Below are 12,479 nucleotides of genomic sequence, written 5' to 3'. Positions count from 1 at the left end.
CCGGGGCCGCCGCCCTCAGGTCTCCTCTACCGCCTGCGGGTGATGGGGCACCAGGATCAGCGTCCTGCCCTCCACCCGCCAACTGGCGAGGCGCGACAGCACGTTCATGCCGATGACGTTGGTGTCGCCCATGCCCGGTGCGACCACCGCGTCGAGTTCGCGGGCAACCACGTTTCCGATGCGCAGTTCGTCGATCGTCGCCAGCTTTGCCTCAATGGTCCCATTGGCGGTGCGCATCAGCACCGAGCGGTTGAGCGGATTGGCTTTCAGGTCCGCTGCCTGCGCGGTGGCGGGCGAAATTGCGGTGAGCGTGGCGCCGGTATCGACGAGGAAGTCGCGTTTTACTCCGTTCACCGTCGCATTGATCCAGAAGTGGCCATCGGAATTCATCGGCACGCGCGTTTCGCCGCCTTCCACGCTCTGGCGGGTCAGGCCCAACTGCGGGAATGCAAAGTCGGCGCCGGTGGTCAGGCGGGTGACCTGCGCGATCGTCAGCAGCATGGCCGCCAGCAGGCCGAGATTGCCTACTCCGCGCACGAAACCGCCCAGAAGCGGGGCCGGGCCGCGCAGAACTCCGCCCAGCAGGCTTACGACAATGCCGACGCAGGCGAGTGCAAGCAGGGGCTGTCCGGCCAGGAAGCCGAGAATGTGCGAAAGGTCCATTTGTGTGTCCCTAGCACATTGCAGCTTTCGCAAGGCTGACTGTCAGCGGCCCTTCGGCACCAGGATCAGGCGGCTGCCTTCCACGCGCCATGAGGCCAGCTGCGAGAGCAGGTTCATGCCGATGACGTTGGTGTCGACCTCACCGTCCGGGCCGATGGCGACGGGCAGGGTATTGGCCTCGATCCCGCCGAAGCGCAGCGAATTCGCCGATGCCATTTGCGCGACTATGGTGCCGTTGGCGGTATCCATCAGCACGCCCTCGTCCTTCTCATTGGGCCGAAGCCCGACGCGCCTGGCAACGCGGTTCGAGACGCCGGTATACGTGGCGCCGGTGTCGATCAGGAAATCGACCGGCTCGCCGTTGAGCCGGGCTTCCACCCAGAAATGACCGTCGGCGCGCATGGCGATCACGGTTTCCTTGCCGACGATCTCGGCGGGGCGGGTGCGGTCTAGCCAGAGCGCGGCTTCCGAGCGGCCGTTATGGCCGGCAAGCTGGGCCACCGTCAGCAGCAGCGCCGCGACAAGGCCGAGGTAGGCGGCATTGCGCATGACTTGACCCACGCGCGGGCGCGCGGCGGAGACCATGCCCGCCGTCACCGCCAGCAGGATCGCCGCGATCGTCAGCGTAAGCAGGGGCTGATCGAACAGGAAGCCGCCCAGCTCGCCAAGGTTCATGCCGGGCGCGCCGCCAGGATGGCATCCAGCAGCGCCTCGACGCGAACTTCATCGGGGAAGCCCTCTTCGATCCAGGCGTCCTTGACCTCTTGCAGGATGCGCGCGACATCGGGACCGGCAGCGGTCCCTCGCGCCACGATCTGTCCGCCTTTGAGCGGCAGTTGGGGGATGTCCCAGCCATTCAGGGTTGCCGTGTCCGCACCTGCGATCAGTAGCCGGTCGAGCGCGGATTCCCGGCCGAGGCGGTAGGCGAGAGTGCGGGCATTGCCGGGTGCGCCTTCACGCGCCGCCGCCAGCGACAGGCGTTTCTTCTGCGCGGTGGAAAGCCGGAAGCGGGCGGCGACCTGCTCGGCCAGCGCGGGCTGCGCCGGGAGGAGGGCGGCGAGGCGGCGGATCGGGTCGGGCGCGCGGCCCTGCGCGGTTTCGGCGGCGACCAGCGCGGTCAGGCTTTCGGGATCGGCTTCGGGCAGGATTACCGCCAGCACGCCAAGCTCGGCCATGCGTTGCACGGTAGGCGCCGGGTCGGGGAGGCCAAGGAGGTTCATCGTCTCCATGCCGACCCGCTCGCGGGAGAGGCCCTTGAGCGTCGCGGCCAGTTCGGCGCAGGCGCTTTCCGCCTCGTCGTCGGCGGCAGAGCCTCCGAAGCGGGCCTGAAAGCGAAAGTAGCGCAGGATGCGCAAGTGGTCCTCGCGGATGCGCTGGCGGGCATCGCCGATGAAGCGGACGCGGCGAGATTCGAGGTCTTCGCGTCCGCCAAACCAGTCGAAGATTTCGCCGGTGAGCGGGTCGGCGTAAAGCGCGTTTATCGTGAAATCGCGCCGCGCGGCGTCCTCGCGCCAGTCCTGGGCAAAGGCGACGGTCGCGCGGCGGCCGTCTGTGGACACATCGTGGCGCAAAGTGGTGATCTCGACCGGACCGCCGGGCAGCACCGCCGTGACGGTGCCGTGCTCGATGCCGGTGGGGACACCGCGGATGCCCGCCGCCGTCAGCCGTTCTATTACCGCTTGCGGGTGCAGGACGGTTGCCATGTCTATGTCTTTGACCGGCAGTCCGAGCAGGGTGTCGCGAACGGCGCCGCCGACGTAGCGGACATTGTCATGGCCCAGCGCGGCGACCAGTGCGGCGATGTCGTCGCGGTGCATCCAGGGGGCGTCCAGGGTATCAATCATGCCAGTTCAGCCGGTTCGCCAGATTGTGCAGGATAGCGCCGGTCACGCCCCAAATGATGTGATCCTGCCGTGTGTCGTTCCAGATGATCTCGACGAAGCTGATTTTGCGGTCTTCGTAGTCGAGAGTGCGGGTACGGTGGTTGGCAGGGTTCAGCACGAAATCGACCGGGACCTCGAACCACTGCGCCACTTCCGCCGGGTTGGGATGGATGTCGATGTCGGCCCGGATAACCGCGACGACCGGAGTGATCTCGTAGCCGCTGCCGGTTCGGTAAAGGTCGCTGGAGCCGATCACGCGCACGTCTTCGCTACGGATACCCAGTTCCTCGTTGGCCTCGCGTAGGGCTGCCTGGACAGGGTTTTCGCCCGCATCGATGCGCCCGCCGGGAAAGGCGATCTGGCCGGGATGGGCGCGCATCGTCGAGGGCCGGTGCAGCAGAAGAATGCCAGGGCACTCGCGGTCGGTGATGGCGATCAGGACCGCTGCCGGGGTGAACCGCTCGATGTCATGGATGCGCGGGTCGGTCCACATGTCGGGCGGGGCGGTTGCATGGCCTGCCGCGAACCGGCGCGAAACGTCGTCGAACAGAGCGCTCATGCCGGGATCAGCGGGAAGCGTTCACCGTTGCTGGACACGGTCAGTTCGTCGCTTTGTTCTACAGCGATTTCAACGAGCTGCGCGTAAGTGCTGCGATTAAGTCTGGCCCGGGCGCCGTGCCTTATCGCAAGGTAGAGCGCGGGCGTATCGGGATCGCCCTCGGCAGTTATCGGATGCTCCGGCCCGGCGATGACAAGGTCGTCGCTGTTTAGGCGGAACGCCAGTTTATCGCCTTCGCGCTTCACGTCGATGGCGATGAAGGCGGCGTCCTCGACTTCGATCGACAGCTTCTGCGTGGGGGTGACCAACCAGTGCTGACCAGCCTCGTCGCACAGCAGGAGCGAGGCGAAGGCGCGAACCATGGCGGGGCGGCGGATTTCGCCGCCCTGGTGGAACCAGCGGCCATCGGCGGCGATGCGCATTTCGCTATCGCCCTGTTCGGGCGGCGACCATTGGTCCACCGGGGGCAGCTTGCGTGCTGCCACCAGTTCGGCGACTTCGGCTAACGACAGGCCGGCGAGTTCAGGAGGCGGTTCATAGGGCATGGTCCGGCGATGCCAGATCGGCCTTCCCGCGCCAAGCCCGACATTGTGCAGAGCGGCGGCGCGGCGCTTCGGTTTACCGCAACCACGGTCCCAGCATGCCGCTTTCGGGCAGGACGGCCGGGTTGGCGCAGCGAACCAGCAGGCGGTGCTTTTCGAAGGGGCCGGGAAGATCCCAGCCGCCGGTGCGCTCGTTCGAGAAGCCCCAGAAGCGGCCGTAATACTCGGGATCGCCGACCATGACCTGCGGCAGCGGCGCGCGTTCGTCGATACCGGCGATGACGGCGGCAACCAGCGCCTGGCCGTAACCCGACCCCTGATGTTCGGGCATGACCGCGACCGGGCCGACCATTATCATCGGATGAGCGCGGCCCGCGGGATCGTTCAGAGCGACCGGCCAGCACTGGATCGAACCGACCAGCATTTCGTCCGCGTCGAGCACGGCGAAGCTGAGGCCCGGCAACCAGTCGGTGCCTTCGCGAACCTTGTAGGCGGTACGCTTGTGGCGCTCAGGCTCGAATGCGCTGTCGAGCAAGGCTTCGACGAGCGCCGGATCGACGTTGTCGAGCGGGATGACGGTGGCTGTTTCAGATGCGGTCATGGCGCGCGCCCGATAGGTTGGCAGCGCACCAATGTCGATTCAATTCGCCGATTTCGCGTTAGTCGCTGCAGGGGTGAGGTGCAGCAGGTGGCCGCTGTCACTGCCTTCGCCGTCCTCGATCAGCCAGATCGTGCCGTCCGGGCCCTGACTGATGTCGCGGATGCGGTTGTCCATGGGATAGCGCGCTTCTTCGGTCGCCTTCTCGCCGTTGATGCTCACGCGGACAAGGCCTGTGGCGACGAGGCCGGTTATCAGGGCCTGACCTTTCCAAGCAGGAAACTTGTCGCCGGTGTAGAAGATGAAATCACCGGGCGCGATCACTGGATTCCAGCTGATCGCGGGGGCTGCAAGGTCGGGGCGGGTGGAATTGCGGGGGATCGGTTTACCATCGTAGTGGTCACCGTCCGAAACCAGCGGCCACCCGTAGTTGGTGCCCGGTTTGACGAGGTTGAGTTCGTCGCCGCCGGCGGGCCCGTGTTCGAGGTCCCATAGCCGGCCCTGTTCGTCGAAGGCGAGGCCCAGGACGTTGCGGTGGCCGTAAGACCAGATCTGGTTCGTGGGCGAAGGCTTGTCGGCGAAGGGGTTCCCGGGGGCAGGCGTGCCGTCTGGCAGCAGCCGCACGATCTTGCCGAGATTTACCTTGATGTCCTGCGCAGGGGTGAACTTCTGCCGTTCGCCCGAGCTGACGAACAGGTATTTGCCATCGGGCGAGAAGGCGAGGCGGTGCGAGAAGTGACCGCGTCCGGTAACCTTGGGCTGCTGGCGCCAGATCACCTTGAGACCGTCCAGCTGGCATTTCAGCGGGGCGGGGCAGACGAGGTCCGCCTTGCCGACCACCGCGCCGCGCGTATCGCCGCTGCCCGCTTCGACCCAACTGATATATACGGTACGCCGATCAAGTTTGGCGCTCTTCTGACCGGGGGCGAACAGGATATCGCCCAGCCCGCCCTGGCCGCCGTAGTCGACCTTGGGAACGCCGCTGACTTCGCCGATCTTGCGGTCCGGCGTCATGAAACGGATGGCGCCCTTGCGCTCGGTAACGAACAGAGTGCCGGTGCCTTCGTCGAATGCCATGGCCCAGGGCTCGTCGAACTGGGCAAAGGTTTCCGCCGCGAAGGGCTTGCCGCCGGTATTTTCCCCGGTCGCGGCGCTGCCGCAGCTTGCGAGGGTCACTGCGAGAGGCGATAGGGCGGTGAGGAGATTTCTTGCGTTCATGGCCACTGCAATGCCCAGCGAAGTATCGGGTTCCCCGAAAGGCAGCCTTGTCATAGGTGTCGACGAGGCAGGCCGTGGACCGCTGGCAGGACCGGTAGTGGCTGGGGCCGTTGTGCTGTGCAAGCCGCGACCGTCTGGGCTGGACGATTCCAAGAAGCTGTCGGGCAAGCGCCGGGGCGAACTGGAAACCGTGATCAAGCGGCGTTGCCGCTGGGCGGTGGGCGTGGTCGATGTCGAGGAGATCGACCGGCTCAACATCTTCGGGGCAACGATGCTGGCGATGACCCGCGCGGTTCAGGCGCTATGCGAGGTCATTGGCGAGGAGCCGGGCGAAGTACTGGTGGATGGCAACATGACGCCGTTCGGACGCCGCACCGAATGGCGCTGGAACGCGCGGCCGATCGTCGGCGGCGATGCGATCGAGCCATGTATTTCGGCCGCCTCGATCATCGCCAAGGAACACCGCGACCGGATCATGCGCGATCTGGCGCTGGCGCATCCGCACTATGGCTGGGAACGCAATGCCGGTTACGGCACGGCCCAGCACCTGGCGGCGCTGCGGCTGCACGGGGCGACCCCGCATCATCGGCGCAGCTTCGCGCCGGTCGCCCAGTTGGAACTGCTGGTCTAGGTCTCAGGCTGCGAGCCTGATCTTTTCTGCCGAGGTCTGCTCAGGCGCCTCTGCCGCCACCTGCTTGGCAGCGACATCCGGGGTTTCGGCAAGGCCGGCGATGTAGCGTTCTGCAAGAACGGTTTCGCGGCGATAGGAGAAGTAGAGCGAGATCAGGGAAAACATGGCAGACCTTGAGAAGAGAGGATTGCTGCATCGCAGCATTGCGCTCTATCTGGATTGTCAGGACACTTGCTGCAAATGCAACCAAGTCGATTGAAGTTGCGTAAAACGCAACTGGTGGTGTCATCAGCCGTGGCGAATCGACAAAAAGTTATCCACGAGTCGTCAGGGCCACACCCACCACATCTTGAGTCCGGATGATTCACCCTGACTCGACATGTTGTGTCGGATTCCTTTTGTTCCGCGCGCTGAACACCTGAATCATAAGGAATCTCCACGAGTCGCGGGTTGACGCAGAGTCCCGAATGACTCACTTTAGGGGCCTATCCACAGTTATTCTTATTCGGAGCGGTCATGGGGCAGATACTGGTCAAGGAACGGATTCGGGCGCGCGCACCCGCGCCGACCCCGAAGGAACTGCTTCCGCTCGGCCACATCATTCCCGGCGATTGCATCGAGGCGATGCGCACCATTCCCGACGCCAGCGTCGACATGGTGTTCGCCGATCCGCCGTACAACCTGCAACTGGGCGGCGACCTTTCGCGCCCGGACGGTAGCCACGTCGATGCCGTGACCAACGACTGGGACAAGTTCGCCAGCTTCGCGACTTACGACCAGTTCACCCGCGAATGGCTGACCGAGGCGCGCCGCGTGCTGAAACCCGAAGGCTCGCTGTGGGTGATCGGGTCGTACCACAACATTTTCCGCCTCGGTGCGATCATGCAGGACATGGGGTTCTGGATCCTGAACGACATCGTGTGGCGCAAGGCCAACCCGATGCCGAACTTCAAGGGCACCCGCTTCACCAACGCGCACGAGACGCTGATCTGGGCGAGCATGGGTGAAAAGTCGAAGTACACCTTCAACTACCGTGCGATGAAGACTCTCAACGACGAGTTGCAGATGCGCTCCGACTGGGTGCTGCCGATCTGCAACGGCGCCGAACGTCTCAAGAAGGACGGCCGCAAGGTCCACCCGACGCAGAAGCCCGAGGCCCTGCTTTACCGCGTGATGCTGGCGACGACCAATAAGGGCGACGTCGTGCTCGACCCGTTCTTTGGCACCGGCACCACCGGCGCCGTCGCCAAGCGTCTGGGCCGTGAATGGATCGGCTGCGAGCGCGAGAGCGACTACCGCGATGCCGCGATCGAACGTATCGAGATGGCGCTGCCGCTGGACGAAAGCGCGCTCAAGACCATGCAGTCGAAGCGCTCCGCGCCCAAGGTGGCCTTCGGCACGCTGGTGGAAACCGGCTGGATCGAACCAGGCACGCAAGTCTGGGACAAGAAGCGCCGCTTCGTTGCCACTGTGCGCGCCGATGGCTCGCTGGCGACGGGTGACCTTACCGGCTCGATCCACGGTGTCGGCTCGGCGGTGCAGGATGCGCCTTCGTGCAATGGCTGGACCTTCTGGCATCTGGAGCATGACGGCGTGGTCAAGCCGCTCGATGCGATCCGCCAGTTGTACCTCCTCGCCACGGAGCCGTGATAACGGCCCGGGCGCCCTTGCTTTCAAAACCAGTTCAGCATGCGTGTGAGAGACGCTAAGGCCGCGCCATGACCCGCAAGCTCTACATCCGCCCAATTGCCCTCGCCGATAGCCCGCAGACCGAAGAGGGCGACGCGGTGCGTCTGGGCGGGGCGATGGCCTGGGCCAGCCGCTTTGCGCTGATCGTGCGCGACGGCGGGCGCGTGGTGTCGCGGACACGGGTGTCGGCGTCGCAGCTGCCCGCCGCACTGGGCGCCTTGCCGGCAGACCTTGGGGCGGCGGCGGAAGCGCAGTGGGCGAACTTGCGCAAGGTACACTCCGCGATCCAGTGCGGTGCCCGCACGATCCGGCTCGAACAGCCGCAGGTCATGGGCATCCTCAACATGACGCCCGACAGCTTTTCCGATGGCGGCCAGTTCCTCGACGACGCCGGGGAAGCCTCCGCCCATGCCTCTGCCATGCTGGAGGCGGGGGCGGCGATCATCGACGTGGGCGGGGAATCCACCCGTCCCGGCGCCGGCGCGGTGTGGGAAGGGGACGAGATCAAGCGTGTGCTGCCGATGGTGGAAAAGCTCGCCGCCATGGGCGCCGCGATCAGCCTCGACACGCGGCGACCCGCGGTAATGGAAGCGGGCCTTGCGGCGGGCGCGCATATCATCAACGACGTTTCGGCGCTGCGCTACGACCCGCGCAGCCTGGGCCTTGCCGCTGACAGCGGGACGCCGGTGGTGCTGATGCATGCGCCCGGCAAGGCTGACGACCTGCATTCGGCCGCAACCTATGACGACGTGGTGCTTGGCATATTCGACTGGCTGGAGGCCCGCCGCGATGCGGCCATCGCCGCAGGTATCGCAGCCGAACGGATCATCCTCGACCCCGGTTTCGGCTTTGGCCTGACGCTGGCGCAGAACCTGGCGTTGTTCAATGCGCTGCCTTTGTTCCACGCGCTGGGTCAGCCGCTGCTGGTCGGTGTCAGCCGCAAGCGCATGATCGGTGCGCTGTCGAACGAGGCGCCCGCGCACCAGCGGCTCGGCGGCTCCGTGGCGCTGGCGCTCAAGGCGATGGAGGCAGGCGCGCACATCCTGCGTGTTCACGATGTGCCCGAGACGGTTCAGGCCGTTCGGGTATGGCGGGGCCTGCGCGATGCGGCGCTGACCGACTTTTCCCAGATCCCCGACTGATACAAATCTGGACGCCGGGTGAACCCTGGCTTTCCGTTCGATGAACGCCAACGGCGCAGTTGTGTGCCCCAGCGCGCATAACACCGCCACGTCCCGTCTCAGGCCCGGTTCGTCCCCGGCGCTGGGACCAATTGTCCCGCTGCCCGTTCTGCTATCGAACCGCCAAGGCAATCCCGCCCTGGCACTGGAAAGCGAAAAGGGGAATCACCCGTGAAGCAGACCAAGATCATCGCCGCCGCCGTTCTGGCCGCAACCGCTGTTCCCACTGTCGCCATCGCCGTCGTGCCGGCGATGTATGAGGAACGCGTTGCCCGCGCCGAGGAGGACCGGATTATCCACTCGCCGATCGGCGGCATCCAGACCAAGTACTGGTTCAACTACCGCGCCAATGTGAACGAAACTCAGAAGGAGCTGACGAGCGACCTTCGCGGCGCCAGTGATATCGAGGACCAGCGCGACGCCTGGGAGGAATATGGTTCGGAACTGCGTCACGAACGTGGAACTTACGTCAAGGCCATGGCGAAGAAGGGCTACCGCGTGCCGAGCGTCTACATCGAAGGCATGTGAGGTTTAGTTGCGAACTGATTGAAAAGGGCCGGTTTTTCCGGCCCTTTTTTATGGATTAGGCGGCGTTGTCGATGCCCAGCTCGCTCAGCTTGCGATAGAGGGTCGAGCGGCCGATTCCGAGACGGCGCGCCACTTCGGTCATGCGGCCACGGTAAAGGCCGATGGCGAGGCGGATGACGTCCGCTTCGATTTCTTCCAGTGGGCGCAGGTGGCCGTCGGGCGTGTAGAGCATGACCCCGGAACTCTCCTGCATAGGGTTGCCCACGACTGTGGATGCCCCTGTGCCAATGATGTTGAGAAGCTGTGGAAAATCCTCTGCGGTAAGAGCGTCGCCATCGCAGAACACTGCTGCTCGGAACAGCACGGCCTGAAGCTGGCGGACATTGCCCGGCCAGTCGTAGGCGGCCAGCAGCGCAAGCGCGCCGTCGGTCACACCCAGTTCGCGCAGGCCCGGCTGCTCGCCGATGCGGGCCAGGAAATAGCGGGTGAGGGCGGGAAGGTCGCCGGTCCGCTCACGCAGGGCGGGCAGGTGGACCTTTGTGGCCGACAGCGCCTCCAGCAGTTCCGGCATGAAGTGCCCTTGGCTCACCATATCGGCGAGGGGCAGGTTGCTGGCGGCAATGATCCGCACGTCGACGCGGAACGAATGGCGCGCGCCGATCGGCCGGCAGTCACCCTTGCGCACGGCTTCCAGCAGGCGTTCCTGGACCGAGAGCGGCAGGCTGTCGATCTCGTCGAGCGCGAGCGTGGCGCCGTCGCAGTGCTGGAGTGCCCCGATCTGACGGTCGAAAGCGCCCGGGAAGGCGCCTTTTTCGTGGCCGAACAGGGTGGACTCGATAGAATTGGCGGGCATCCCACCGACATTGACGATACGCAGCGGCAGGCGGGTGCGCGGAGACGCAGCGTGCATTGCCCGGATCAGCATTTCCTTGCCCGAGCCGCTTTCGCCCTCGATCAGCACCGGCGAATGCCCGCGCGCGGCCTTGGCGGCCACGGCCAGCGCCTTGCGGAAATTCGGCGAGGCCCCGATCATCGATTCGAAATCGGGGTTGGCGGTCATCTTTTCGGTCAGCGGCGCGAGTTCGTCGCGCGGCGCTTCGCGAGTCGTGGCGGCGCGCAGAGCGTGCATCAGACGGTCCGGGGCGACCGGTTTCACAAGATAATCGGTGGCGCCCGCGCGCATCGCCTCGACCGCCAGGAGCGGCGAGGTGCTGGCGGTCAGCATCAGGATCGGCAGGGCCGGACGGCGGGATTTCAGCTCTGCGATGAGCGCACACGCGTCGTCGCCTGGCACCCATTGGTCCAGCACGATCGCCGAAAGCTGCATGCCCTGGCGCGTGCCCAGCGTCGCGATCGCTGTCTCGGCGTCGCGTACGATGAGTGTGCGCCATCCTTCGCGCGACGCCAGCGCGGAGATGAGCCGGCTCTGGGCCGGTTCATCGTCGATGAGCATGAGGAGGCGTTGATCGAGTTCCGCCATTGTCGCTGCTTTGCTTCGCCTCCACGGTTTGAGCAAGCAGACTTAGCGCAAACCGGTAAATAGCGGATTAAGGGTGAGCCTGGGACCAGCCGATCTGTTCGTTCAGGCAGGGTTAGCCATCTTTGCTTGAGCAGGCGCCCTGGCGCGGCTAAAGCGGGGGCAAGCAAAGTCAAACGGACAGGGGATGAACTACATGGCTTCGGGCAACGACATCAAGGCCGCCACGGAAACGTATAACGGCTTCATCAAGGCTGCGACCTGGGGCACGATTTTCTGCATCGTGGTTGTGGCGGGCGTCGTCGCTCTTATTTCGTCCTGATCCGGGGCCGCTGACTTGCCTTCACCGCGGGAGCAGCGGATCGCAGTCCTCAAGGAGCGCGCTTCGGGAGAGACTCGCGTTTCGGCCAGCCCAGAGACGGTCAGGAAACTGACCGCTTTGGGCGCTGTCGTCGCGGTGGAGAGCGGGGCCGGCATCGCCGCCAGCATTTCGGACGAGGACTACCGCGCCGCCGGGGCCGAAGTTGGTCCGGTGGAGGTGGTTCTGGCGGGCGCCGATATCGTGTTCGCGGTGCAAGGGCCGGAGCCGGCTCTCCTTGCAGGCGTAAAGCCCGGCGCGTGGATCGTCGGGATACTCGACCCGTTCGCGCAGCGCGCGCGGATCGACGCTTATGCCGCCGCCGGGCTGGAAGCGCTGGCGATGGAGTTCATGCCGCGCATCACCCGCGCGCAGTCGATGGACGTGCTGTCCAGCCAGTCCAACTTGTCCGGCTACAAGGCGGTCCTCGCTGCTGCGAGCGCCTATGGCCGTGCTTTTCCCATGATGATGACGGCGGCGGGTACGGTCAGCGCGGCCAAGTGCTTCGTCATGGGTGTGGGCGTTGCGGGGCTTCAGGCCATCGCCACCGCCCGGCGTCTGGGCGCGCAGGTCTCGGCCACGGACGTGCGTTCGGCGACGAAGGAACAGATCCAGTCGCTGGGCGCCAAGCCGATCTTCGTCGAGAACGTGGCGGGGATCGAAGGCGAAGGTTCAGGCGGCTATGCCACCGAAATGAGTGAGGAATACCAGCGCGCACAGGCGGATCTGGTCTCCAGCCATATCGCCAAGCAGGACATCGTCATCACCACCGCGCTTATCCCCGGCCGTGCCGCCCCGCGCCTCGTCACCGACGCGCAGATCGCGACCATGAAGCCGGGCAGCGTGATCTTTGATTTGGCAGCGCCGCAGGGCGGTAATGTCGAAGGCTGCGTGGCGGATCAGGTCGTCGAGCGGCACGGTGTGAAGATCATCGGGTACTCGAACACGCCGGCGCATCTTCCAGCGGATACCTCGGCGCTCTATTCGCGCAACCTGTTCAACTTCGTGTCGGCCTTCTGGGACAAGGAGCACGGCGGTCCGGTTCTGGATGAGGAAATCGGAGATGCAGTGCGGCTGACCAGAGGTGGGCAAGTAGTCAATCCGAGATTGCTGGGTTGAAAGACGGCCCTTTTTCGATCCTCCCCCACCGGG

The 12,479-nt window shown here is 65.3% G+C and carries 15 protein-coding genes; 6 read left to right on the top strand and 9 right to left on the bottom strand.

Annotated features, from left to right (window positions below; translation table 11 throughout):
• Positions 1 to 15: 15 nt before the first annotated feature.
• The 7 genes from V474_RS04565 to V474_RS04535 form a co-directional block, all read right to left on the bottom strand.
• Complete coding sequence (locus tag V474_RS04565; RefSeq protein WP_059150305.1) at positions 16 to 663, bottom strand: retropepsin-like aspartic protease family protein; 648 nt, start codon at positions 661 to 663, stop codon at positions 16 to 18.
• A 42-nt stretch (positions 664 to 705) separates the two neighbouring features.
• Positions 706 to 1,338 carry a retropepsin-like aspartic protease family protein gene (locus V474_RS04560; protein WP_059150304.1) on the bottom strand — a complete coding sequence of 211 codons (633 nt, stop codon included), beginning with the start codon at positions 1,336 to 1,338 and terminating at the stop codon, positions 706 to 708.
• The gene (locus tag V474_RS04555; protein WP_059150303.1) at positions 1,335 to 2,507 is read right to left on the bottom strand and encodes a CCA tRNA nucleotidyltransferase; all 1,173 of its coding nucleotides are present in this window, start codon (positions 2,505 to 2,507) and stop codon (positions 1,335 to 1,337) included. Before V474_RS04555 ends, V474_RS04560 begins: the two co-directional genes overlap by 4 nt.
• Positions 2,500 to 3,105, bottom strand: a complete 606-nt coding sequence (locus V474_RS04550) for a CoA pyrophosphatase (RefSeq protein ID WP_059150302.1) — start codon at positions 3,103 to 3,105, stop codon at positions 2,500 to 2,502. Before V474_RS04550 ends, V474_RS04555 begins: the two co-directional genes overlap by 8 nt.
• Positions 3,102 to 3,650, bottom strand: coding sequence for a DUF1285 domain-containing protein (locus V474_RS04545; RefSeq protein ID WP_059150301.1), 549 nt, complete (start codon positions 3,648 to 3,650; stop codon positions 3,102 to 3,104). Before V474_RS04545 ends, V474_RS04550 begins: the two co-directional genes overlap by 4 nt.
• 73 nt (positions 3,651 to 3,723) lie before the next feature.
• Positions 3,724 to 4,248 (bottom strand): GNAT family N-acetyltransferase, encoded by a 525-nt coding sequence (locus V474_RS04540; RefSeq protein WP_059150300.1) that lies wholly within the window; start codon positions 4,246 to 4,248, stop codon positions 3,724 to 3,726.
• 39 nt (positions 4,249 to 4,287) lie between these two features.
• Complete coding sequence (locus V474_RS04535) at positions 4,288 to 5,463, bottom strand: PQQ-dependent sugar dehydrogenase (protein WP_059150299.1); 1,176 nt, start codon at positions 5,461 to 5,463, stop codon at positions 4,288 to 4,290.
• Here V474_RS04535 and V474_RS04530 point away from each other — a divergent pair.
• Complete coding sequence (locus V474_RS04530; protein ID WP_059150298.1) at positions 5,462 to 6,094, top strand: ribonuclease HII; 633 nt, start codon at positions 5,462 to 5,464, stop codon at positions 6,092 to 6,094. The two genes, V474_RS04535 and V474_RS04530, sit on opposite strands and share 2 nt — an antisense overlap.
• Positions 6,095 to 6,097: 3 nt before the next feature.
• Here the strand turns inward: V474_RS04530 and V474_RS26075 are convergent, their stop codons facing one another.
• Positions 6,098 to 6,259 (bottom strand): hypothetical protein, encoded by a 162-nt coding sequence (locus V474_RS26075; RefSeq protein ID WP_169795004.1) that lies wholly within the window; start codon positions 6,257 to 6,259, stop codon positions 6,098 to 6,100.
• Between the two features lie 351 nt (positions 6,260 to 6,610).
• On the opposite strand from V474_RS26075, the gene V474_RS04525 reads away from it, so the two are divergent.
• The 3 genes from V474_RS04525 (at position 6,611) to V474_RS04515 (ending at position 9,492) form a co-directional block, all read left to right on the top strand.
• Positions 6,611 to 7,744, top strand: coding sequence for a site-specific DNA-methyltransferase (locus tag V474_RS04525; protein WP_059150297.1), 1,134 nt, complete (start codon positions 6,611 to 6,613; stop codon positions 7,742 to 7,744).
• Positions 7,745 to 7,812: 68 nt separating this feature from the next.
• Positions 7,813 to 8,925, top strand: coding sequence for a dihydropteroate synthase (folP, locus tag V474_RS04520; protein ID WP_059150296.1), 1,113 nt, complete (start codon positions 7,813 to 7,815; stop codon positions 8,923 to 8,925).
• Positions 8,926 to 9,135: 210 nt separating this feature from the next.
• Entirely contained in the window at positions 9,136 to 9,492 is a 357-nt protein-coding gene (locus V474_RS04515; protein WP_059150295.1) for a hypothetical protein, read from the top strand.
• A gap of 55 nt (positions 9,493 to 9,547) precedes the next feature.
• On the opposite strand, the gene V474_RS04510 is transcribed toward V474_RS04515, so the two are convergent.
• Positions 9,548 to 10,972: a sigma-54-dependent transcriptional regulator gene (locus tag V474_RS04510; protein ID WP_059150294.1), complete on the bottom strand. Its 1,425-nt coding sequence runs from the start codon at positions 10,970 to 10,972 to the stop codon at positions 9,548 to 9,550.
• A 184-nt stretch (positions 10,973 to 11,156) separates the two neighbouring features.
• Here V474_RS04510 and V474_RS24790 point away from each other — a divergent pair, with 184 nt between their 5' ends.
• Together V474_RS24790 and V474_RS04505 are read left to right on the top strand one after the other, a co-directional pair.
• Positions 11,157 to 11,291 (top strand): aa3-type cytochrome c oxidase subunit IV, encoded by a 135-nt coding sequence (locus tag V474_RS24790; protein WP_236710642.1) that lies wholly within the window; start codon positions 11,157 to 11,159, stop codon positions 11,289 to 11,291.
• Positions 11,292 to 11,306: 15 nt separating this feature from the next.
• Complete coding sequence (locus V474_RS04505; protein ID WP_059150293.1) at positions 11,307 to 12,446, top strand: NAD(P) transhydrogenase subunit alpha; 1,140 nt, start codon at positions 11,307 to 11,309, stop codon at positions 12,444 to 12,446.
• Positions 12,447 to 12,479: the final 33 nt, after the last annotated feature.

Origin of the sequence: Novosphingobium barchaimii LL02, assembly GCF_001046635.1 — a bacterium.
Lineage (GTDB): Bacteria > Pseudomonadota > Alphaproteobacteria > Sphingomonadales > Sphingomonadaceae > Novosphingobium > Novosphingobium barchaimii.
Note: the sequence above shows the minus strand (reverse complement) of the source record. Positions and strands in the feature narration are given on the sequence as shown.